At 65.6% G+C, this 22952-nt stretch carries 15 protein-coding genes, 1 tRNA gene and 1 pseudogene; 11 read left to right on the top strand and 6 right to left on the bottom strand.

What is annotated here, in order from left to right; translation table 11 throughout:
* Positions 1-42 precede the first annotated feature (42 nt).
* The 3 genes from E3O06_RS05135 to E3O06_RS05145 all read left to right on the top strand — a co-directional run bounded on the left by E3O06_RS05135 (position 43) and on the right by E3O06_RS05145 (position 3000).
* Positions 43-366: a hypothetical protein gene (locus E3O06_RS05135; RefSeq protein ID WP_134501919.1), complete on the top strand. Its 324-nt coding sequence runs from the start codon at positions 43-45 to the stop codon at positions 364-366.
* A 134-nt stretch (positions 367-500) separates the two neighbouring features.
* Positions 501-2060, top strand: coding sequence for a multicopper oxidase family protein (locus E3O06_RS05140; RefSeq protein WP_241979882.1), 1560 nt, complete (start codon positions 501-503; stop codon positions 2058-2060).
* Positions 2061-2250: 190 nt separating this feature from the next.
* Positions 2251-3000 (top strand): hypothetical protein, encoded by a 750-nt coding sequence (locus E3O06_RS05145; protein WP_206751365.1) that lies wholly within the window; start codon positions 2251-2253, stop codon positions 2998-3000.
* Between the two features lie 361 nt (positions 3001-3361).
* Here E3O06_RS05145 and E3O06_RS17930 read toward each other — a convergent pair whose 3' ends face one another.
* From E3O06_RS17930 to E3O06_RS05160, 3 genes are all read right to left on the bottom strand, one after another.
* On the bottom strand, positions 3362-3580 hold the full coding sequence (locus E3O06_RS17930; RefSeq protein WP_134502164.1) for a QcrA and Rieske domain-containing protein: 219 nt from the start codon (positions 3578-3580) through the stop codon (positions 3362-3364).
* Positions 3540-3803 (bottom strand): hypothetical protein, encoded by a 264-nt coding sequence (locus tag E3O06_RS17935; protein WP_134501922.1) that lies wholly within the window; start codon positions 3801-3803, stop codon positions 3540-3542. The genes E3O06_RS17930 and E3O06_RS17935 overlap by 41 nt, the downstream gene beginning before the upstream one ends.
* Before the next feature lie 482 nt (positions 3804-4285).
* A complete protein-coding gene (locus E3O06_RS05160) occupies positions 4286-10063 on the bottom strand; it encodes a peroxidase family protein (RefSeq protein ID WP_166788110.1) in 5778 nt (1925 codons plus the stop codon).
* Positions 10064-10307: 244 nt separating this feature from the next.
* Between E3O06_RS05160 and E3O06_RS05165 the strand changes: the two genes are divergently transcribed.
* The 7 genes and pseudogenes from E3O06_RS05165 (at position 10308) to E3O06_RS05195 (ending at position 19978) form a co-directional block, all read left to right on the top strand.
* On the top strand, positions 10308-11057 hold the full coding sequence (locus E3O06_RS05165; protein WP_134501924.1) for a TetR/AcrR family transcriptional regulator: 750 nt from the start codon (positions 10308-10310) through the stop codon (positions 11055-11057).
* Positions 11058-11131: 74 nt separating this feature from the next.
* On the top strand, positions 11132-12313 hold the full coding sequence (locus tag E3O06_RS05170; protein ID WP_134501925.1) for an acyl-CoA dehydrogenase family protein: 1182 nt from the start codon (positions 11132-11134) through the stop codon (positions 12311-12313).
* Between the two features lie 41 nt (positions 12314-12354).
* Positions 12355-13980: an AMP-binding protein gene (locus tag E3O06_RS05175; protein WP_338144805.1), complete on the top strand. Its 1626-nt coding sequence runs from the start codon at positions 12355-12357 to the stop codon at positions 13978-13980.
* 150 nt (positions 13981-14130) lie between these two features.
* The gene (locus E3O06_RS05180; RefSeq protein WP_134501926.1) at positions 14131-15498 is read left to right on the top strand and encodes a hemolysin family protein; all 1368 of its coding nucleotides are present in this window, start codon (positions 14131-14133) and stop codon (positions 15496-15498) included.
* A 103-nt stretch (positions 15499-15601) separates the two neighbouring features.
* Positions 15602-15802: pseudogene (locus tag E3O06_RS05185) on the top strand (hypothetical protein); the annotation flags it as partial.
* Between the two features lie 38 nt (positions 15803-15840).
* Entirely contained in the window at positions 15841-18312 is a 2472-nt protein-coding gene (locus E3O06_RS05190) for an excinuclease ABC subunit UvrA (RefSeq protein ID WP_134501928.1), read from the top strand.
* A 214-nt stretch (positions 18313-18526) separates the two neighbouring features.
* Complete coding sequence (locus E3O06_RS05195) at positions 18527-19978, top strand: MDR family MFS transporter (protein WP_134501929.1); 1452 nt, start codon at positions 18527-18529, stop codon at positions 19976-19978.
* Between the two features lie 10 nt (positions 19979-19988).
* Here E3O06_RS05195 and E3O06_RS05200 read toward each other — a convergent pair whose 3' ends face one another.
* A complete protein-coding gene (locus E3O06_RS05200) occupies positions 19989-20642 on the bottom strand; it encodes a hypothetical protein (RefSeq protein WP_134501930.1) in 654 nt (217 codons plus the stop codon).
* Between the two features lie 73 nt (positions 20643-20715).
* On the opposite strand from E3O06_RS05200, the gene E3O06_RS05205 reads away from it, so the two are divergent.
* A complete protein-coding gene (locus E3O06_RS05205) occupies positions 20716-21573 on the top strand; it encodes an EI24 domain-containing protein (RefSeq protein ID WP_198415783.1) in 858 nt (285 codons plus the stop codon).
* On the opposite strand, the gene E3O06_RS05210 is transcribed toward E3O06_RS05205, so the two are convergent.
* Together E3O06_RS05210 and E3O06_RS05215 are read right to left on the bottom strand one after the other, a co-directional pair.
* Positions 21475-22428, bottom strand: coding sequence for a cytochrome b/b6 domain-containing protein (locus tag E3O06_RS05210; protein ID WP_134501931.1), 954 nt, complete (start codon positions 22426-22428; stop codon positions 21475-21477). The genes E3O06_RS05205 and E3O06_RS05210 overlap by 99 nt on opposite strands.
* Before the next feature lie 263 nt (positions 22429-22691).
* Positions 22692-22775: transfer RNA gene (locus tag E3O06_RS05215), tRNA-Leu, on the bottom strand.
* Positions 22776-22952: the final 177 nt, after the last annotated feature.

Below are 22952 nucleotides of genomic sequence, written 5' to 3' on the forward strand. Positions count from 1 at the left end.
CAACCTTTGGAAAAACTTGGGCGGCCATTGGCGGCTCACAACGTGCTCGCGCACGATCTGCGGTTCGCAGTCGACCCGACCGGGCCGGCCGATGCTGTCGCGCGGGAAGGCATCCTCTCGGAAGCCCTCGGCAATTGCAACACGACCGTGGGTGCCGACACGCTCGAGGAGAGCTACCTGGGCGCGCTGATCAGTGATGATCTGCAATCGGCTCTGGTCGCGGAAAGAAGTGGTCGCCCCGGCGGCAGCGCAACGGGCCAGTTCCCCTGCGCCTGCACGGCACACCATCCTCGCTCACAAGGTTTCCAAAAGGCCGCCACGGCATGCTTCATCATGAACTCATTTCGACGCACCACTCTGGAGTGATTATGACAACACGTAGGGAAGTTCTGCAGTTGGGCGCAATCGGGGTCGTCGGGTCCGTCGGCGCTATGAGCACCCTCGGCATGGCTAGGATGTCGGACCCGGTCCCGACCCCTAGTCTGCTGGCACCTGCGAACATGCCGGTCCCTTACGCGGGCGTGTTCCGCCGCCCGCCCGAGCTGGTGCCGTACGCCACGGGCTTCGACGCCGGCGACCCGGCTCGGCCATTCGCCAAGTTTGCCCTGACCCAGAAGCTGGGTCAGGGCAAGTTCGTTCCGGGACTGTCCACCACGGTGGCCGGCTATAACGGAATCTTCCCGGGGCCCACCATCCGTGTCAACCAGGGCACCCGAACCGAGGTTCGCATCCGCAATGCGCTCCCGGCGACCGCGCTCCTTCACTCCGGGGCGTTCAACACCGTCACCCACCTGCACGGTTCTGCCTCGCTGCCCCAGTTTGACGGCTACGCCAACGACTTCACCACTCCCGGCAAGTTCAAGACCTACCACTACCCCAACTGGCAGGCCGCGCGCACACTCTGGTACCACGACCACAATCACCTCGTCACCGCCCAGGGCGTGTACTCGGGGTTGGCCGCCGTTTACCCCCTGTCTGACCGGTTCGAGCGCGCGCAGCTGCCGCAGGGCGAGTTCGACGTGCCGCTGCTGATTTCGGATGTTATGTTCAAGGCTGATGCCTCCCTGGGGTACAACGACAACGGTCACCTGGGGCTGTGGGGTGACATCATCATGGTTAATGGAGTGCCGTGGCCGACAATGAAGGTCAAGCCCCGTGTCTACCGTTTCCGGGTGCTGGTCGGCTCGATCACCCGCTCCTATCGACCCACCTTGTCCACCGGTGACCCGTTTTACGTCGTCGGCACCGATGGTGGCATGACGCCGAAGGTGGAGGCGGTGAAGTCCTGGCGGCAGGGCACCGCCGAGCGCTACGAGGTCCTGATTGACTTTCGCAAGTACAAGGTCGGCCAGATGATTGAGATGCGCAACCTGAGTAATAAGAACAACGTCGACTACGCCAACACGAACAAGATCATGCGGTTCCAGGTGGTGGCCGACTCCGGCTCCGCAGCGGGGTCGATTTCCGCTATCCCGATGACGCTCGACACCGGTGCATCACCCAACGCGGCCAGAGGCGGCCTCCACGCCATGGATCTGACTCCTGGCATGGCCGTCGCGAAGCGGGAGCTCAGGGTGGTTCGGCAAGGCGGTGAGTGGACGATCAACGAAGAAACCTGGGAAGACGTGGAGAAGTCCGGGTTCTCTAAGGTGTTTGCCAGCCCACCGTCGTACTCCGTGGAGCAATGGACCATCACGAACGCTTCCGGCGGTTGGTTTCACCCGGTGCACATTCACCTGATCGATGCCAAGATCATCGCCCGAAACACCAATGGCGGTAAGCCGTTCCCCTGGGAGAACGGTCCGAAGGACGTTTTCTATGCGGGTGAGAACGAGTCCGTCACCGTGCTGATGCAGTTCGACACCGGTGCCCACACCGGTGGACGGTACATGATCCACTGCCACAACCTGGTGCACGAAGACCACGACATGATGGTGCAGTTCTCGGTGGGCGACTGGCGGAACAACGACCCCGTCAGCTCGGCCAGGCCACTCGTCGACACCACGCCCCTGGGTGCCTTCCCTCCGACGTACCGGCCCCTGTATCCGGCAGGTACCTAACATGCGCCACGTCACGCGATTGGTCACGGCGGCGCTGATCGCGTTCGCGCTGAGCGGATGCACCGCCGTGGCGGCGCCCCCTCCAACCACTCCCGTTTCGGCCGGACTGATTGGCTCCGCTGAGACGGGTACCGATACCGGCAACGACCGACCCACTGTGACATACGACGGGCTGATGGTTCGACGCCGCGTGGTGATCGAACTCCACCCGACTCCCGACGCCGATCTCACCGCGCTCCGCACGGTGCTGGATACTGCGGCGAACCAGAGCCAGATGAACCTGTCCAACATCTCTCCCAACGTGCTCGACGCCGCCGCGCTCGAGCACATGGTGCCGGAGCTGATCGTGGTTTTGCCGGTGGAGGGCACCGTTGCCGAAGCCGGGGAACTGGTCAATCGTGCGTTCTTCCAGGACCCTGCGGTTCCTGGGGTGGACCATTACCACGTCGCCGAGGTCTTGGTCCACGATCTCCGGTTCGCGGTTCGATCGACCAACGCGGCCGTACTGGAGGAGTCCATCGCCCGGGAAGGCATCCTGTCGGACGCGCTCGGCAACTACGCCACCACCCTCCGCACCGGTGAGCTCGACGTGACTTACACCGGCCCGCTCCTCAGCGATGAGCTGATCCAGTCGGTCCAAAACGGCATCGCGCGCGCGGCGAACACCAACCTGGCAGCAGTCACCGTTTCCCCCCGCTCGACCGCCGGGGTCGGTGTGGACATGGCAAACGAGCCCGCTCCCGCGCCCGCAGTCACCGAAGCTGCCTCGGACCATAACCACGACGCCGCGCCCGACGACAGCGACGGCCGCATCGGATCGGGCAACGGCAGTGACGACGTCAACGACGCTCCCGTTGACAGCGACGGACGGGTGAGCAGCAACTCCGGCCCCAGCGTCAATGGCACGGTCGACGACACCAGCATCGGGCCGCAAGACTAATTCCGGCCCCGATGCCGGTGAGAACAGCGGCCTCGGCAGCCAGGTCGATTCCGTGAGCGGCAGCAGCAGCTCCGGCAACGGCAACGGAGGCAACGATGACTAGCGCCGGGGATGGTGCCAGCCGGGTGCTGCCAAATGGTTCCGAGAATCGCCGACGGACAAATGCTGTTAATTGGTCATCTTGGTAGCGTTGGCACCAGCCTGCGGCTTAGCCGGGCTATCGACTCAGATGAGTCGGTAGCCCGTTACGCGTACCGGCTTGAGGCGCCCTGTCCCGCACTGGGTTCGCAGGTCTTCCACGTAGACAATTATCTTGGTGACCGGCCACATTTTTGTGGATGTTCATGGTCACCCTCGATGGTTAGGGACCGGCGAGCACGACGCCGTTGGTGACGCGCACCGGAATCTTTTTCAGCGGCGAGGGCGCGGGACCGTCAATAACCTCGCCAGTTGCCCCGTTGAAGCGTGACTGATGGCACGGGCAATCGAATTCGCCGCCCCCGGGTTTGACGACCCAACCCTGGTGCGTGCAGATGGCGCTAAAGGCAATGACGCTGCCGTCGGTCGGCTGTGAAAGCAGAAATCGGCTTCCCGTCCAGGGCGGCCGAAATTAAGCCGCCGACCAGGATGTCGGCAAGTTTGGCAACCTCTTGGGGCGCACTCCCGCCCGCGGACGTCGTCGCCGGGCCACCAGCCCCCACTCCGGCGGAGGATTCAGCCGAGCAGCCGGCAAGTGCAGCAGCGGTGCCCGCGCTCCCGATCAGGATAATGGAGCGGCGGGAGAGATCGGTGCTCGGTGTCATGGTGCTCCTCGATTTCGGGTTCGGTTAGTCAGTAGATTCACACTGCTCATAACAACAAGACGGATCATATGGCCGGTAGCGGCATTGTTACGCGGAGACGTGCAAATACGGCTTGGTCCTGCTCCTGGGTGGAGGAGCTGAACCAAACCGTATCTTTCGCTCGTAGCCGTCGGGTAGATCTCGTCGGTGGCTTATTGGACGCGGATCGTGGCACCGGCCCTCGCGCCGCCGAGTTGGGACTCTGCACTCACGGTCTGTCCGGCCCTGCCCACGAGGGCCGAGGTGGTCCTCACGTTAACGCCGACTGCAAATGGGGCCACTAACTGTTTCCTACGATGCCCTATCGACGGTGAGCTGGCCCCGAGTATTTCCCTGCGTGATCTCGTTTCCCTCTTGAAGGTTTTGTGCTGTTCTGGCGAGGTGGGAGAACCGGCCGACAACTGAATTCAGTCGCCGGCCGGGTGAAGCGGATCAGGTGTTTCTTAGAGCACGGTGCCGGTCGTGAAGGTCCACGTACTCGTCACCAGGGGGTTTCCGATCAGATCTCGAACGCTCGTGTTGCCACCGATGATGGTCACCCGGTACTGCACGTTCGAGGTCAGGGTTACCCCGGGGTTGATTGTCAGCACATTGGTGGTGGCGTTGAACGCCGCCGCCGATGCGACTACCGCTCCGGTGGAGACCCGGGTGATCACAACAGTGCTCGCGCTGACTCCGATGATGTCTTCACTGAAGGTCGCAGTCACGTTGGCGTTCCGGCGTACCCCGGTGGCTCCCGCGGCGGGAGTCCTCGTAGTGATCGTCGGAGCCGGACCGGTGATGAACGACCAGGTGCTGTCGGCCATCGTGTTGCCGGCCACGTCACGGATGCCCGAGAGGGTGGCCGTATAGGTGCGGTCGGTGAGCAGCGTCACACTCGGGTTCAGCGTCGCGACTCGCGTCGTGGCGTTGTACGAGACCACGGCGGCGATCACCAGCGTGCCGCGCCGCAGCACAAACGTCGTGCCGCTAACCCCGGTGACCGGCTCACTGAACGTTGCCGTCAGGTTGCCGGTCTGGCTGACCGAGCGAGCACCGGAGGCCGGCGTGCGGGCGATCACCGTGGGGAGCACGAATTCCGTGCGCGGTGTGGCAACCACCGAACGAGCGGACGCCGCTCCGGTGCCGACCGCGTTGATCGCGGCGACATCGAAGGTGTACCCGGTTCCGTTCGTGAGCGACCCGATCACCGCGCTGGTGACGTTAGCCACCGTCGTGGTGCCCGTGGCCGTCGCGCTCGCTCCGACAAAGGTGCGAACCAGGTAGCCCGTGATCGGCGCCTGGTTGGCCACCGGTGCGGGGGCCGTCCAGTTGACGGTCACCGATGCGTCACCAGCGACCAAGGTTCCGATCGTCGGAGCGCCAGCGACCACCTGCACGACCGGTGCGGTCGGGGTGACCACTACCGATCGGGCCGAGGCCGCTCCGGTGCCGACCGCGTTGATCGCGGCGACATCGAAGGAGTACCCGGTTCCGTTGGTCAGCACCGTGATCGTCACGGATGACCCGGGGGCGACGTTCGAGGTGCGGAACACCGTAGTGCCCGTGCCCTCGTAAGTGCGAACGCGGTAGCCCGTGATCGGTGCCTGGTTGGCCACCGGCGCGGGAGCCGTCCAGTTGACGGTCACCTGAGCGTTACCAGCGACCGGGGTACCGATCGTCGGAGCGCCAGCCACCACCTGCACCACCGGTGCCGACGGAGTCACCGCGTTGGACGAAGCCGAGAATGCGCTCGTTCCTTCCGCGTTGGTCGCCGATACCTGGAAGGTGTAGCTGGAGCCGTTGGTCAGTCCGGTGACAACCAGGCTGAAAGCGGTTCCGGGTGCGGTTCGCAGTGCGCCCACCTGGGCTCCGGCCGAGTCGAGCACCCGCACCGAGAAGCTGGTGGGGATGCCGGTCAGTGAAGCTACCCAGTCGACGGTCGCCTGACCGTCGCCGGCAACTGCAGCGACGGCGGTCGGGGTTCCCGGGGCCACGGTGTCGCGGAACTGCAGGCGTTCGATGTTGCGCAGGGTGTCCGTACCGTCGGTACCGCGGTTGTCGAGCACCGTGGTGGTCGATCCAGCCGAGCCGAGCGTGCCGTTGCCACCGGTCGTGGTGACCACGTAGTCGCTGGTCAGTCCGGAGAACTGCGCGGTGTCGATACCACCCGTGCCGTAGAGGATCTCGCGGACGGCAACGATGTCACCGGGGTCGACCGTGCCGGCAAAGACAGCTTCCTGCAGCGTCGGCCCGGTGAGTCCACCGGCGCCGTCAGAAAGGTACTGGCTGGCCATGGCACTCTGGTTCGTGCCGTTGATGCTGGCACTGCCGATCTCCGTCGCCGGGTCGTTCGGGTTGGTCCGAACGCTCAGGCGAAGACTGAGGTACGCGTCACCGTCGATGATGTCGTCGGCTCCTCGTCCCTCGATCAGGTCGCTGCCGCCGCCGCCGAGGAGCACGTTGCCGGCACCCCAGACGTTGGGGCCGGTCAGGATCGGGCAGTCACCCTGTGCTGACAGTGCGACAACGGATGCCAGCGTGGTTGTGAATTCCGGAATCAGCGCGTCGAAGCCCGCAATGCGGTCTACTCCGGCCTGGTCCACCACGTCACAGCCGATGAAACCGCCGCCGCCGACGGCGCTGGGAACAACGTCGTCACCACGGAGTACGTCATTCAGCTTCCAGCCGGAGAGTGCCTCGACTTCGTTGAACTTGTCGCGCACACCGACCTGCAGAATGTCGAGCGGCGCGATCGGCAGCGCCAGATCGGCGTCCTGCGCCTGGGGGTCACCCTGGCCGGTTGACCAGTCGTAGCCGGAACCACCGGCGTTCTTTTCGACTCCCGGACCGGCAACGCCAATGTCGTCGCCACCCTCCATGTCGTAGTCGTCGTCGCCGCCCTGGCCGATCATGAAGTCGTGACCGGGCTTCTGTGAGTCGTCCAGGAAGAACAGGTTGCTGCTGTCTCCAATCATGAGGTCGGGCTGGTTGCCGCCCTCTTCCCAGTCGTCGCCACCGTCACCGAAACCAGCATCGAGGCTTTCACCGAGAATCATGAAGTCATCGCCGGCGCCACCGAAGGTCTCGTTGGCGTTGGCTCCACCGTTCGTGAAGTCCTTGCCTTCGCCACCCATGATGATGTCGAGTCCGGGGCCGGCATCGATCGCGTCGTTGCCCGGTCCGCCCTTGGGGACATCGTCTCCGGCGAGGTCGGTGATGATGTCGTCGCCTTCGCCACCAAGAGCCACGTCGGCTCCACCACCACCCTCGATGACGTCGTTGCCGAGGCCACCCCAGTAGGTGTCGTTGTCGTTGCCGCCGAACATCCGGTCCACATTGGCGGTGCCGTTGTAGACAGCCTGCCCGTTGATGCCGGAAGGGTCGACCGCGTTGCGGGCACGGTACTTGATCGTGCCGTCGGGCATGCGAATCAGCAACGCTGTCTCATCACACTCGGACTGCGGATCGTTGGCGACGATGTTCCCCGAAGCCGCGAACCCTGCGACGGTTCCAGCCAGGTTCTTCAACTCGAACTTGCAATCGGCCGTGGCGAAGGGGTCGGCCTTCAGGGTCTGCGCATTGGTGTTGCGCATCATGAGCTCGGCAAAGGAGTTGCCCTCCAGCTGGGTGCGGAGGTTCATGCCGGGCGTGCGGGCGAGGTAATACAGCCGGTCCCCGTTTTGCAGGTCGGTCATCTGGTTCTCGAACACGTAGTTGAACGTTGTGCCGAGCAAGCCGCCGAACGGGGTGGTCATCTCCGCGAGACCGCCGACCCAGAGATCGACGTCGTCGAGACCGGTGATCGAGCGCGTGCCCGTGTTGGCCCATGCTCCCGTGCTGTTCATGAAGTCCATGGCACCGTCCGGAGACACTTCTCCGGCGAGGGCGTCAGGGCTCACGATCAGTCGCGCAGCGTCACGCTTACCATCGAGCGTGGTCGCGCTCGTGATAGTTGGGTACTGACCGTAGGCGGCCACGAAGTTGATGAGCGATTCCGGGTGTTTGAGGTTCTCACCGAAGTCGATCCAGTTCGTGTACGGCTTGAGCGCCCCGTCGTTGGTCTTGTTGAACAGTTCGCGACGGAAGACGTTCAACCGCGGCACGCCTTCCGAACGCGCACGGGTCATGTTGATCGATGCCAGGTCGAGCGGCAGACCCAGCAGGTTGTTGCGCAGGGTGTCGGTGACGAACTCGTCGAGTTCGTTGCCGACCTGGTCACTCATTCCCATGATGACGCTGCCAGCGGCCTCTTCCGAGGTCAGCTGACCATCGGGTCCACCGTCGGTGTACGCCAGCGGGTTGAGGAACCCCTCGAGCAGGGAGATGTCGTTCAAGCTGCCCCGAATGTCGTCGCTCGTGCCAAAGACGCCATCAGCACCCGGCTTGCCCTCGTTGGTACGCGAGATCGTCTCGGTCAACATGGAGTGTCCGAAGCGGTACACGGCGTGAGCGAACTCCGCCTTGACCGCTGGGTTGATCTCGGTCTGGGTGAACGCGAACGGTTCGAACGGATTGATACCGGGCTGCACCTTGCGTGCGAACTCTTCGAACACGAGGTGCTGATATTCCATCTCAGTGACGAATCGAGCAGCCTGGAACAGACGCTCGCCATTCCAGCCGGCGGCACCGCTGGCCAGCTTCCACTCGGCCAGGGCGGCAATGCCCTTGGTGGAGGTGTCGTTGGTCAGGGTGTTCTCAATGTCGACGATGAGGCGGTCGTGCTCGGAGTGGAACACCTGGTGAATGGCGGTCAGGCCGATGTTCTCGTTGACACGACCGTCTCCGGCGATGAAGTGAGCATTGAGCATCTCATCGTCGTAGGTTCCGGCCGGCTGGCTGGCGAAGTCAGCGGATGCCGTGTTGTCACCGTCCGGGCTCAGTCCGGACTTCGGTTCCGCGTTGTGCGCGATATCGGTCAGGAACGGAGTGTTGAAGTACAGCACGTTGCTCGGAACGGGCACGGGGTTGGCGGTGTCGCCCTCGACCAGGCCGGTCGCGGTGGCGTACTGCGGCATTCCGCGCAGCGGTCCCGGGATGAACTTGCCGTAGGCATCCGCTGCGAGCATCGGGACGTTGAGCACATCCTTGTCCGCCAGCAGAAGTCCCAGCATGTTCGCGGCCTGAGCCTTGGTGGTGGCCCAGGTGGCCATGCCGCCAGCGGTCGGTCCGGCCGGGCCACCGAGGAGCTTGCCGGTGGCTACCGGTCGTCCGGCGTTCAGCACGTACTCGCGCAGGAACACCTGGTGCGACGGGTGTGAGGTATAGGTCTGGCTCTGATCGACCCAGGGTGAGTCCGTGTTGAGGGCGTCCTGAATGTCATCAGCGCTCTCATCGGCCGGGGTGGCCGGGTTGTCGCCGACGACGCCGTCAGCGCCGGGCTGGTTCTGCCCGCGGGTCAACACCATGAAGGCCTCGGCGGCAGGAACCTCGTCGCCATTGCCGGCGATCCCGTCGGGACCGGAGACGCGCAGCGGGTCATCCGCTTTGAGGGGCACGAAGACCGTGCCGCCGCCCTTGACCGTCTGATCGATGCCGTGGTCGAAGAACTGGCCGAACAGGGTGAACAGGGAGTTGTACGGCGGCGACAGGCCGACGTCGGTCGTCACGTTCGGCATGAACAGTGTCTCATTGGACGGGATGCAGCCGGCGGGAACGCCGAACGGCACGGTCGGGCTCGGGTCGGTCGTGCAGGCTACAACGCCCTCGTTGCCCTGGGTGCGTACCGGGTTGCCGGCGGCGGCGATGGCGGCCGGGTTGGTCGACGTTTGATCGACAATCAGGTTGCTGACGGTGCGTGGCTCAGAGTCGAAGACGAGGCCCTTTTTCTGGGCGTAGGTGGTCGGGTTCGGTGGTCCAAAGCCAGCGGGAGTGTTATCCGCTGAGGAGAAGACCGGCGTCGCGAGGCGCGGGAAGACCTGGTCGGCGGCGCCGAACTGGTCCTGGCCGGGCTGCAGGTTGTTGCAGGAACCGTCGACCGTGCGCAGTCCGAGGGAGAGCAGGGGGCTGGCTATCTGGTTGGGGCCGGTTCCGACCAGGGCGCCGCAGGGGCCGGTGGCCGAGGTGGTGTTGGTCACGTGCGCTTCAGCGATCTTGATTTGCTTGAGGATGTAAGCGAGGTCGGACGCCGTGACGGTGAACCCCTGGCCGACCGGGGCGACCGCGGCCTGCGCCGGGAGCGCGGCCGACAGGCCGAGCCCGGCATAGAGCACGGCAGCCATGCCGGCGGCGAGAATGCGCATGGGCTTTCCGAAGACCCTCCGTGGTCTTTCACTGTCCTGGGAAGGTGGACTACCTCGCATTCCAGTGGTGTTTCTCATGCTGCGAACAATTCCTTTACCTTCGAACCTGCTCATGACGCACCGATCTCTTCAGGGTGAGCGAATGCTGTAAGAGTGCGATGCGGGCCTTATGGAAACCTTGTGCATCCGCCGGTGCGTCAACCCACCGTCCACTGCACTCATTCCGTGCTAATTTCGCCAGATCATGTCTGATCCGTCTGCCGCCACTGAAGTCCCCGATTTCACCCTTCCGCGGGCCGCTCGGCAAGCGGATGCCCGCAGCCGCGTCGCCGTCGCCGATATCGCCGTCGGCCTGTTCCAGGCCCAGGGCTACGAGGCCACCAGCACCGCGCAGATCGCTGCGGCTGCGGGGGTGTCCCGCAGCACCTTCTTTCGTCAGTTCCGGTCGAAGGATGACGTGATCTTCGCAGACCACGATGAGCTGCTCGAGCAGATCGGCGACTATTTCGCCGCCGAACACGACGACCCCTGGCTGGCCGTCTGTGAGGCAGCGGCGCTCGTGTTCGAGCGGTTTCGGGAGCGCCTCGAGATCGTGCGGGTGCGCGACCTGCTTGTGCGCCAGACATCCGTTCTGCGTGACCGGGAAACCGTGATGGTGTCCCGCTACGAGAAGACCTTCTCGGCCTTTTTGCGGCGAACGCTGCCGGGTGTCGACCCGGTGATCGCGATTCAATTCGCAGCCGCCGTGACCGCCACGCACAATTTCGAGCTGCGCCGCCTGATTCGCGCCGTCGACGCAGAACGGATGCCCGATTCGGCCGGCCTCGCCGACGAACTGCACGCGGTGCGCGACCGTTTTGCCCCCGCCGTCGCCCGGCGCGAAACCGCGGAAATGCCCGCCAACGAGCTGCTCGTCGCGGTATTTCCCGCTTCGGCGCTGCCGCACGATGTTGCCCGGGCGATCGAGAAACAGCTCCGCTCCGCCGCACTCTGACACCAAGTGTCACTTGACTTGAGACTCAGTGTCAGGTAGAACTGTAGTCACTCCCGCTACCGTGAAAGGCACTGATGCCCGACTACGATGTATCAGCCCCGCTCGACACCGACTACTACGGCGTGTTCGCCGAAGTTCCCGACGCCGATCGGGCGTTCTGGAGCCGGGCACGTACCTTCGCGGTCGAGACACTCGACGAGCTGAGCGAGGCCTGGGACAAGGCGGAGTACCCGCTGCACCTCGCCCGCCGCCTGGGCAAGCTCGATCTGCTCACCGACGGTGTCGTTGGACCGGGACTCACCCCGATGTCCCCCCTTGCAGCCGGCCTCGTGAACATGGAGATCTCCCGCGGCGACGGCTCGATGGGCACCGTCGTGGCCGTGCAGGGCGGGCTGGCCCTGCGCAGCATCGCCATGTTCGGCAGCGATGAGCAGAAGGCTACCTGGCTGGTTCCACTGGCGCGTGCCGAGAAGCTCGGCGCCTTCGCCCTGACCGAACCGGACCACGGCTCGGATTCGGTGGCCCTCGAGACCACCGCGCATCGTGACGGCGACGAATGGGTCATCAACGGCGAGAAGAAGTGGATCGGCAACGGTTCGGTCGGCGACGTCACCGTGGTCTGGGCCCGCGACGACGACGGCAACGTGCGCGGCTTTCTGGTGGACCAGTCCCTGCCCGGCTACCACGGCGAGACGATGCTCGGCAAGGGCTCGCTGCGCGCGGTGCACCAGGCCCGCATCACCCTGACCAACGTGCGCATCCCGCTCGATGCCGTGCTCCCCGGCACTCACACCTTCAAGGACACCGCGGTCGTACTGTTCGCCACCCGGCTCGGCGTGGCCTGGTCAGCGCTCGGACATGCCACCGCTGTCTTCGAAGCCGCCCTCAACTACGCCCAGCAACGCGTGCAGTTCGGCAAATCGATCGCCGGATTCCAGATCGTGCAGGAGCGCCTCACCCTCATGCTGTCCGAGCTCACCTCGATGCAGCTGCACTGCATCCGCCTGGCCGAACTCGACGCCGCCGGCACCCTGCGGCCTATTCAGGCCAGCCTCGCCAAGTTTCACAACACCCGCGCGGCCCGCTCGCTCGCCTCTCTCGCCCGGGACATGCTCGGCGGCAACGGCATTCTGCTCGAGAACCACGTCATCCGACACCTCGCCGACATCGAATCAATCCACACCTATGAGGGGACCGAGAGCATCCAGTCGCTGCTCATCGGTCGCGACCTGACCGGGGTCAGCGCCTTTCACTAAGCCCGCACTTCGCTAGATCTTTTCGGACAAAGGAGTCCTGCGTGATTGACCTGACGACACTACTGAGCAGCACCGGCACCCCCAACGATTCACCGCTCACGCCGATGCGCTTTCTGCAACGCAGCGCCGAAGTATTCCCTAACAAGGATGCGATCATCTACGGCGCCAGGCGTTACAACTACCGGGAATTCGCCCAGGCGGCCGAGGAGCTCGCGCACGCCATCCGCTCGCGCATCTCCCCGGGCGACCGGGTAATATTCCTCGCGCCGAATATACCCGAGATGCTCATCGCCCACTATGCCGTTCCCCTGGCCGGCGGAGTACTCGTCGCGCTGAATTCGCGGCTCGCCGGACCGGAGGTGCACTACGTCCTCGAGCACTCCGAGGCCACCCTGTTGTTCATCGATGCCGAGCTGGTCGCCGGGGTCGGTGACGCGTTCGCGGCATCCGCTGCCTTGACAGGTGTCATCGAAATCGCCGACGGCGAGTTCGGGCTCACCGGCAGTGGCCTTGAGGTCGGCCAGCAGACGCTCGAATCATTCCTGGCCGAGGCCGACAACGACGGAGCCGATCCACTGGCCTGGGAGGTCACCGACGAACGCGCGGTCATCTCGATCAACTACACCTCGGGCACGACCGGCAAGCCCAAGGGCGTCATGTATTCGCACCGCGGCGCCTACCTCAACTCCTTCGGCGAGGTGTTCCACAACAAGTTCACGAGCGACTCGGTCTACCTGTGGACCCTGCCGATGTTCCACTGCAACGGCTGGTGCACGCCGTGGGCGGTCACGGCCGCCGGCGCGACCCACGTCTGCCTGCGCACCGTGCGCGCCGAATCGGTCTGGTCGGCCATCGATACCCTCGGCGTGACCAACCTGTGCGGCGCTCCCACGGTGTGCGGCGTCATCGCCAACGCGCCGATGAAGCACCTGCTCGACACGCCGCTGTCCATCACCACGGCTGGCGCCCCGCCGTCGCCGAGCGTGATCGAGCAGCTCGATGCGCTCGGCATCACGGTCGTGCACGTCTACGGTCTCACCGAGGTCTACGGCCCGTACACGATCTGCGAATACCAGCGCGAGTGGGACGACCTGCCCGCCGACGAACGCGCCCGCAAGATCTCCCGTCAGGGCGTGGGCATGGTGCAGGCCGAATCGGCGCGCATCGTCGACTCCGCCATGACCGACGTTCCGGCCGACGCGCAGACCATCGGCGAGATCGTGCTGCGCGGCAACAACGTCATGCTCGGCTATTTCAAAGACCGGCAGGCCACAGCGGATGCCTTCCGCGGCGGCTGGTTCCACACCGGCGACCTCGGCGTTATGCACCCGGACGGGTACATCGAAATCAAGGACCGGGCCAAGGACATCATCATCTCGGGCGGCGAGAACATCTCCACCATCGAGGTCGAGAACGCGATGCTCACCCACCCGACCGTGCTCGACGTCGCCGTGGTCGGCATGCCACATCCGAAGTGGGGCGAACGACCCAAGGCCTACGTCGTGCTGCGACCCGACTCGATGGTGACCGAGGTCGACCTACTCACCCACACCCGCTACCTGATCGCAGCGTTCAAGGTGCCCGACTATGTGACCTTCGTCGACGCCCTGCCACGCACCGCTACCGGAAAGATCATGAAGGTCGTGCTGCGCGAGCTGTCCGAGTAGGCCGCTGCGCCGGCAGTCTCCTAGCGCTTGGCAGACGGGCGGTTTGGCAGCATCCGTCTATAGCCTTATAAGCACAATGGAAGACCCTCCCTCGCATAAACCCTCGCCCGCCACCACCGACATGCCTCTGTCACTGAGAGTGACCACAACATGTATGAGTGGATCATGGTGGGCGTAGGACTCGTTCTCACCGTCGGAACGGGAATTTTCGTAGCCTCCGAGTTCGCGCTCGTGACGCTTGACCGCAATGACCTCGAAGCCCGCCGAGATCGCGGCGAGAAACGTCTCGGTCCGACCATCAAGGCGCTCAAGATCACCTCGACCCACCTGTCGAGCGCGCAGCTGGGCATCACCCTGACCACGCTGCTGACCGGGTTCACCTTCGAACCGGCCATCCGCGCGCTGCTGAGCTCACCGTTGACGAGTGCCGGTGTGCCGGCCGGCCTTGTTCCCCTCGTGGGAACGATCATCGCCATCTCGCTCGCGACCCTGTTCTCCATGGTGATCGGCGAGCTCGTTCCCAAGAACTTCGCCCTCGCCGTTCCGCTCGCGACGGCGAAGGTCGTCGTGCCGGCGCAGGCCGTGTTCACGACCGTGTTCAAACCCGTCATCCTGCTGTTCAACAACACCGCCAACGCGATCATTCGTCGCTTCGGCATTGAACCGAAGGAAGAGCTCTCCGGCGCCCGCAGTGCCGAGGAGCTCAGCTTCCTGGTGCGCCGCTCCGCCCGCGAGGGGGCACTCGACGGCGACCACGCCGCCATGCTGCACCGCACCCTGCGATTCTCCGACCATTCGGCAGCCGATGTCATGACCCCCCGGGTGCGCATGGCCTCCGTGCACGTTACCGACACGGCCGATGCCATTGTGCGTCTGGCGACCAGCACGGGCTACTCGCGTTTTCCGGTGATCGACAAGGACTCGGACGACATCGTCGGAGTGTTGCACGTGAAACAGGCCTTCGCCGTCGCGCTGAGTGAGCGGGGCACGGTGACCGCCGCCGACCTGAAGGTGGAGGCGCTGCGCGTTCCCGAGACCATGGGCTTGGATTCCCTGCTCGCCGCCCTGCGCCAGCAGGGCTTCCAGATTGCTGTCGCCGCCGACGAATACGGCGGAACCGCCGGCATCGTCACCCTCGAAGACCTCGTTGAGGAACTCGTCGGTGAACTCGAAGACGAGCACGACCGGGCCAAGGCCGGCGTCGTGCGCTTCGGCCGGTCCGTCGTCTTCGACGCCGCCTGGCGCCCCGACGAGCTGCTCGACCGGGCCGGCGTGGCCGTTCCCGACGATGGCGACTACGACAGTGTCGGCGGATTTCTCGCCGACCAGCTCGATCGCATCCCCGAACTCGGCGACGAGGTCGCCATCGCGGGCGGCGTGCTGCGCATCGACCGTGTCGACGGCGTGCGTGTGCACCGCGTGCGTTACACGCCCGCCGATCCCGAGACCGACCCGAGCCTGGCCACCCCGCACGACCGAATCGTGAAGGATATCAAGAAAGACCTGATCCATGAATGAGTATCTGCCCGGCCTGATCTGGCTCGTCGTGCTGCTGGTGGTGAACGCGTTCTTCGTCGGCGCCGAATTCGCCGTGATCTCCGCCCGCCGCTCCCAGATCGAGCCGGTGCCGAGCAAGCGGCTGCGCCGACTCGCATCCGTTTCGTGTGACAGCGAGTTGGAGGATGCGCTCGCGTCGATGCGTCGCCTCGGCGCTCACGTGGCGACGGCGTTCGACGCCGACGGCACCGTGACCGGTGTGCTCTTTCTGGAGGACATCATCGAGGAGCTCGTTGGCCAGGTCGAGGATGCCACCTCGATCTGACCGGTCGGCACACAACTGCAGGAACTATTGTAGTTCGGATGCTTAGCGAAAATCAGTCCGAGGGCTTCGTGCGGGTGCGCGGTGCCCGAGAAAACAACCTGCGCAATGTAAACGTCGACGTACCCAGGGACGCCATCGTCGCGTTCACCGGCGTCTCGGGCTCCGGCAAATCCTCGCTCGCCTTCGGCACCATCTTCGCCGAGGCGCAGCGTCGCTTCTTCGAGTCGGTCGCGCCCTATGCCCGCCGACTCATCCAACAGGGGCATACCCCGCACGTCGATGAGATCACCGGGCTGCCCCCTGCCGTCGCGCTGCAACAACGCCGCGGGACACCGAGCTCCCGCTCGAGCGTCGGTACGGTCACCACCCTCTCCAACTCGCTGCGCATGATGTATTCCCGTGCCGGGATATATCCAGCGGATGCGGCCGGTCGCCTCGAATCCGACTCCTTCTCCCCGAACACGGCGATGGGTGCCTGCCCGCGCTGCCACGGCCTGGGCCTGGCCCACACCGTCAGCGAAGCGTCGATGGTGCTCGATCCCGCGCTGAGCATCCGCGATGGCGCGATCGCGGCGTGGCCCGGTGCCTGGCAGGGCAAGAATCTGCGCGACATTGTCGCGGTGCTCGGCTACGACATCGACCGGCCCTGGCAGGACCTACCGCGCGCCGATCGTGACTGGATTCTGTTCACCGAGCAACAACCGGTGGTCGAGGTCATGCCGCAACGCGACCGCATCGCCAAGCCCTACCAGGGCCGATTCTGGAGCGCGAAAAGCTTCGTGCTGCACACCCTGGCCGACAGCAAAAGCCCCAACGTGCGGCAGCGGGTGCTGCGCTACGTCGATACCGGCCCCTGCCCGGACTGCGCCGGGAGCGGCCTGAAGCCCGAAGCCCTCGCCGTGACCGTGGCCGGCCGGTCGATTGCCGCGCTCAATGCCCTGCCGATGACCGCGCTGGCCGAGATCCTGCGGCCAATCGTCGCGGGCGACCCCGCCGCAACGGAGGTGGCCGTCACCCTGGCCGGCGACCTGCTGCGCCGCATCGACGTGCTGCTCGAACTGGGCCTCGGCTACCTGGCCCTCGGCCGGTCGACGCCCACCCTGTCGCCGGGGGAGATGCAGCGGCTGCGCATCGCCACCCAGCTGCGCTCCGGCCTGTTCGGCGTTATCTACGTGCTCGACGAGCCCTCGGCCGGGCTACACCCGGCCGACGCGGAGCCCCTGCTGCTCGTGCTCGAGCAGCTCAAGCAGTCGGGCAACTCGGTCTTCGTGGTCGAACACAATATGGACGTCGTCAGAAGCGCCGACTGGGTCGTCGACGTTGGCCCCCGGGCCGGCGAGGGCGGCGGCGAGGTGCTCTACAGCGGTCCGACCGCTGGGCTCGCGGCGGTGGGGCCGTCCGTGACACGGCGCTACCTGTTCGCCGAGGATCGCGAGCCGGTGGCGCGGGGCGAGCTGCGGCATCCGCTCGGCTGGTTGGGGTTGACCGACGTGACCAGACACAACCTGCAGGGTCTCGACGCGCAGATTCCGCTCGGGGTTTTGACGGCGGTGACCGGAGTGAGCGGGTCGGGCAAGTCTACCCTGGTCAGCCAGGTGCTCGCAGAGGCTGTGGGGCAGCATCTGCATCCCGATCCCGACGACGTGCCGGTGCTCGATCTCGACGATCCCGACGCCGACATGGAGGCTGCCTCCAGCCTGGTCGCCGCGGTGACCGGGCTCGAGGCCGTCGATCGGCTGGTGCAGGTGGACCAGAAGCCGATCGGGCGCACGCCGCGCTCCAACCTCGCCACCTACACCGGCCTGTTCGATGCCGTGCGGGCCACCTTCGCGGCCACCGACGAGGCTCGCGCGCGCGGCTTCACCGCCTCACGGTTCTCGTTCAACGTGGCCGGCGGCCGCTGCGAGACCTGCCTCGGCGAGGGTTTCGTGGCCGTCGGACTGCTCTTTCTGCCGGGCAGCTACGCGCCCTGCCCGGACTGTGGCGGCTCGCGCTACAACCCCGAGACCCTCAAGGTGACCTACCGCGGCAAGAACGTCGCCGAGGTGCTCGGCCTCACAGTGGATGCCGCGCTCGGCTTTCTCACCGACGTCACCGCCGCCGCGCGCAGCCTCGAAACCCTGCGCGAGGTGGGCCTCGGTTATCTGCGGCTCGGGCAGCCGGCCACCGAGCTCTCCGGCGGCGAGGCCCAGCGCATTAAGCTTGCGACCGAACTGCAGCGCGCCCGTCGCGGCCACACGCTCTACCTGCTCGACGAACCGACGACCGGGCTGCACCCGGCCGATGTGGAGCTGCTCCTGCACCAGCTCGGACGCCTCGTCGACGCCGGAAACACCGTCGTCGTGGTGGAACACGAGATGGACGTGGTCGCAACCGCCGACTGGGTGATCGACCTCGGCCCCGGCGGTGGCGACGCCGGCGGCCGCATCATCGCCGCCGGCACCCCCGCCACGGTCGCCGCCCACCCAACGAGCAAAACCGCTCCCTATCTCAAGCTTCGCCTATCCTGACTGAACGCGAGAGCGGGAAATTTGTTGTTTCACGGTACCGCAAGCAACGTTTTTCCCGCTTTCGCGAACTTCGCCAGCGCAGGAATAATCCATACCCTGCACGACGCTGCACTTAGAGGCGCACACAGCGAACCGGCCCGGGGGGCGCACGGCCGCTCATTCTCGCATGTCATTAATTGGCACATTCCCTTCTCGCACCACGTCAGGACCAGCCATGACCGCAACAACCAGCGCGCCCACGACCGAGGCCGAGGTGCACCCCGACGCCAAGCGCAACCAGCTGGTGATCCGACTGCTGTTGGTCTCCGCGTTTGTCGTCATTTTGAACGAGACCATCATGGGCGTGGCGCTGCCGCACCTCATGAAGGACCTCAGCATCACCGCGACCGCCGCGCAGTGGCTGACCACGGCGTTCATGCTCACCATGGCCGTGGTCATTCCGATCACCGGTTTCCTCATCCAGCGTTTCAACACCCGCCCGGTGTTCATCGCCGCCATGACGCTGTTTAGCACCGGAACCCTGATCGCCGCGCTCGCGCCCGGCTTCGAGGTGCTGCTGCTGGGCCGCATCGTGCAGGCCAGCGGTACGGCCATCATGATGCCGTTGCTCATGACAACCGTCATGACGCTCGTCGCACCGGCTTCGCGGGGCAAGACCATGGGAAACATCTCCATCGTCATCTCGGTCGCCCCGGCGATCGGCCCGACGATCTCCGGCGTGATCCTCAGCGTGCTCGACTGGCGCTGGATGTTCATCCTCGTGCTACCGATCGCGATCGGCGCGCTCATCCTCGGCGCCTCACGCATCCAGAACGTGACGACGCCGCGCAAGGTTCCGCTCGACGTCCTCTCCGTCATCCTCTCGGCTTTCGGCTTCGGCGGGTTCGTTTACGGCCTGAGCAACCTGGGTGGGGCATCCGCTGCCGGCTGGGTGCCGCTCGGCATCGGCCTGGTCGCCCTCGCCTTGTTCGTGCTGCGCCAGCTGCGATTGCAGCGCACCGATCGCGCCTTGCTCGACCTGCGCGTGTTCAGCTCGCGCACCTTCACCCTCTCGATTTCCATGCTGAGCATCAGCATGCTCGCCCTGTTCGGCACCATCATCTTGCTGCCGCTGTACATGCAGAACGTGCTCGGCCTGACCGCCCTCGAAACCGGGCTGCTGCTGCTCCCTGGTGGCCTCACCATGGGACTGCTCGCGCCGTTCGTCGGGCGCATCTACGACCATCGTGGCCCGACCATCCTGCTGGTTCCCGGATCGATCATCGTCAGCGCCGCGTTCTGGGCGATGACCATGATGGGTCAGACCACGCCGCCATGGATGCTCCTGATCGCCCATGTTGGCATGAGCGCCGGCCTCTCCCTGCTGTTCACGCCGCTGTTCACCTCGGGCCTCGGCTCGCTCAAGCCGAGCCTGTACTCGCACGGCAGCGCGGTCGTCGGCACCATCCAGCAGCTCGCCGGCGCCGTCGGAACGGCCCTGTTCATCGCCGTCATGACCGCACAGTCGGCCGCGCTCATGGCGCAGGGCGTCTCCGAGATCTCAGCGACGGCATCCGGTATTCGCGGTGCGTTCCTGTGCGGCGCCATCATCTCACTGTTCGCGATTCCGGCCGCGTTCCTCGTGCGTCGCCCGCCGCTCGGCGCCCCCGTCGCGGTCGGTCACTAACTGGCCTCAGTCAGCGGATGCGCTGGGCCAGCACCGCAGGATGCTCGCCGGGCAGACCGTGCCGCCGGCCACTCTGCAGCAGCGCGACGTTCTTCTTCTCCCAGTCGCGCAGCGCCTGGCGCAGGGGGTCGATCGCGGCGCTCTCCGCGCAGCTGCCGGCGGTGCGGCCGCAGGAGCATTTTTGAGCCGCCGAGTTGTTCTGCGGCGCCGAGTCGTGGTGCAGCGCCTCAGTGCGCCAGATGCCAGCCATCGCCCAGTCGATCTGACGCCGGGCCAGCTCGGTGTTGCGTTCTGCCCGTTTGACCAGGTCGTTCTGCAGCAATCCGCGCACGCCCTCGATTCCGGCCGAGAATTGTCCGGCGACCAGGGCACTGAGTTTGGCGACCTGGTCGCGCAGCGCGGTCAGATCGGTGTCTCTGGCGACGAGCAGGGCATCCGTTTCGGCGATATATTCGGCGTGGCTGGTCTCGCTCGAAGCCCACCGCGCCGCCCACAGCTTCACGTGTTCGAGATCGCGGCGCTCGCTCTTCTCAGTTCCAAGATGGTGCACGCACTTCGAGCAGACCACCTGGTCGCTCAGCGAGGTGAAGTGAAACGGCTGCGGCGCGAGGCAGCAGAGGCAGGCCGCTTCGACGTCGACGTGCAGCGGATACGCGTGTGTCACGGCTGCCCCCTCTCACTGTTGTACCTTCGAGAATACCGGTTCACGCGGCCAGCCGGCGGGTTAGGGTGTGGGTGTGCCGCCGTCGCCCCGCCCCACCGCCACCCGCGAGTTCGTCGCCGGGGCCGGCTTTCTCGGGCGCGGCCTCAGAATGTGGATCACCTCACCGCGCCTCATGCTGCTCGGCGCCCTGCCGGCGTTCATCGTGGGCATCGTCTACCTCGCCGGAATCGTGCTCCTGCTGGTCAATGTCGAGGCCACCGCCGCCTGGCTCACTCCGTTCGCGAGCGGCTGGGGAGAGCCGTGGCGCACGGGTCTGCGGGTCGTGGCGGGCGTCGCGGTCGCGGCCGCCGGCATCCTCTTGATGGCGTACACCTTTGTAGCGGTGACACTGCTGGTCGGCGACCCCTTCTACGAGCGCATCTGGCGGTCGGTCGAGATCAGCCTCGGCGACGCGCCGGTCGAAGAACACCGCAGTCTGGTGCGTTCCGTCGCCGACGCCCTGCGGCTGGTCGGCCTCGCCCTTCTGGTCGCGCTCGTACTGCTGCTGTGCGGCCTGATTCCCGGGCTCGGCCAGCTGCTCGCGCTCCTTCTCGGCGCGCTGTTCGGCGGCTGGATCCTCGCCCTCGAACTCACCGGCTTCGCCTTCGATGCCCGCGGATTCACCCTCACCCAGCGACGACGGATGCTCCGCTCCCGCCGTCCCCGCAGCCTCGGTTTCGGGGTGCTCACCTATGTACTGTTCCTGATTCCGGGCGCGGCCGTCATCGTGATGCCCGCGGCGGTCGCTGGAGCGGCCCTGCTCAGCCGCGACATTCTCGCGACCACGCCTGATCTACCGCGTGCGGTGGATGATGCGCCCACTCCGAGCCGCGATGGCGCGAACGACGGCGGGACGCGCGCCCAGCCAGACCGCGGCCACGAGCAGGAGTGACCCGACGAAAATCCAGACGCCTAGCCAGCCGTCGTCGCTTCGCGCCGCATACATGTAGTTGAGATTGGCGCGGGCGCCGGTCGTGAACACGAGCAGAACGTGCACGATGATGAAAGCCACGAAGAGGATGAGCGCCGCGAAGTGCAGCCTGCGCGCCACTGGCAGCGGAAAGACGCGGTCGAGGCGTCGCAACCGCGCCGAAAACCCCGGTGACATGCGCAGGCCGGTCACGAGTGCGATCGGCGCCGCCACGAACACGACCAAGAAGTAGCTGAGCAGCTGCAGGGCGTTGTAATACACCCAGCCGGAGTCGGTCGGCCAGGCGAGCGAGGCATACTGCAGGCCCGCCGAGACCGCGTTGGGAAAGACGTCCCAGTTTGTGGGCACGATGCGCAGCCACTGCCCGGTCGAAAACAGCAGAACGTAGAACACGATGCCGTTGACCGCCCAGAGGGTGTCGAAGACGATGTGCTGCCAGACGTCGAGTGTGATGCGAATCGGCGGGTTCTTCGTGCGAAAGCGCCCCGTGTTCGTGCGCGTCCAGAAAATGGACGGACGTTTGGTCGTGCGCACCTGCCATCCGGTGCGAAGGACGAACAGGATGAAGAAGGCATTGAGGCCGTGCTGCCAGGCCAGCCAGGCCGGTATTCCGATCGGTGCAGCGGCCGCCTGGGTCGCCACACCGGGGTAGCTGCGCCTGAATGACTCGACCGAGGGAAGGGCGTTCAATCCGTTCGCCGCGAGCACGATGAGGGCCAGAACTGCGAGCAGGGCTGGCGCGATCCAGGCCAACCGAAACCACCGGCTCGGCCGGCTCGGCCGAAACCTGCTCAGCCGGGAGGCACCCGTCGTCATCGCGATCCGTTCTCGCCCGGGCAGATTCCCGCAGCGTCTCCGCAAGGCTACTTGCCCCTCGCCTCGAGGCGGCACGGAATGACGCGGTAGGTCACATTGCCTGCCACCAGGCTCTTGTCGGGACACCTCACCCGCGATGACGCGGCGCACACCTGTCTCAGGCCGGTAGTGAGTGAGGCCGGCACCAACGACACAGGGCCTCCGATTTCTCGAAGGCCCTGACTGTTCGCATGGATTGTGCGGCTATCCGCACCCATCCGCTGTGCGCGAGAGGGGACTTGAACCCCTACGTCCTTTCGAACACTGGCACCTGAAGCCAGCGCGTCTGCCAATTCCGCCACTCGCGCGAACTTAGGAATGCTAACACTGCGAGGGGGGTCAGCGCCATTCGACGGCGCGTCGCGCTCAAATGACGCCATTCCTGCCCGGCCGCGCCGCATCCGCTCGCCGAGACCCATCGAAAAGTCTCAGGGAATGCCCATAATGGGTGCGGAATTCGGTCTGGGACGCTCCGCGGGTAGTAT

The sequence above is a fragment of the Cryobacterium glaciale genome, assembly GCF_004402535.1.
GTDB classification, from domain to species: Bacteria; Actinomycetota; Actinomycetes; order Actinomycetales; family Microbacteriaceae; genus Cryobacterium; species Cryobacterium glaciale.

Bases quoted from the DNA above. Each gene is read 5' to 3' on its own strand.
- E3O06_RS05195 (WP_134501929.1), top strand. From the start codon at position 18,527: ATGACCGCAACAACCAGCGCGCCCACGACCGAGGCCGAGGTGCACCCC.
- E3O06_RS17935 (WP_134501922.1), bottom strand. From the start codon at position 3,803: ATGACACCGAGCACCGATCTCTCCCGCCGCTCCATTATCCTGATCGGG.
- E3O06_RS05140 (WP_241979882.1), top strand. From the start codon at position 501: ATGCCGGTCCCTTACGCGGGCGTGTTCCGCCGCCCGCCCGAGCTGGTG.
- E3O06_RS05165 (WP_134501924.1), top strand. From the start codon at position 10,308: ATGTCTGATCCGTCTGCCGCCACTGAAGTCCCCGATTTCACCCTTCCG.
- E3O06_RS05190 (WP_134501928.1), top strand. From the start codon at position 15,841: ATGCTTAGCGAAAATCAGTCCGAGGGCTTCGTGCGGGTGCGCGGTGCC.
- E3O06_RS05210 (WP_134501931.1), bottom strand. From the start codon at position 22,428: ATGACGACGGGTGCCTCCCGGCTGAGCAGGTTTCGGCCGAGCCGGCCG.
- E3O06_RS05180 (WP_134501926.1), top strand. From the start codon at position 14,131: ATGTATGAGTGGATCATGGTGGGCGTAGGACTCGTTCTCACCGTCGGA.
- E3O06_RS05170 (WP_134501925.1), top strand. From the start codon at position 11,132: ATGCCCGACTACGATGTATCAGCCCCGCTCGACACCGACTACTACGGC.
- E3O06_RS05160 (WP_166788110.1), bottom strand. From the start codon at position 10,063: ATGCGCATTCTCGCCGCCGGCATGGCTGCCGTGCTCTATGCCGGGCTC.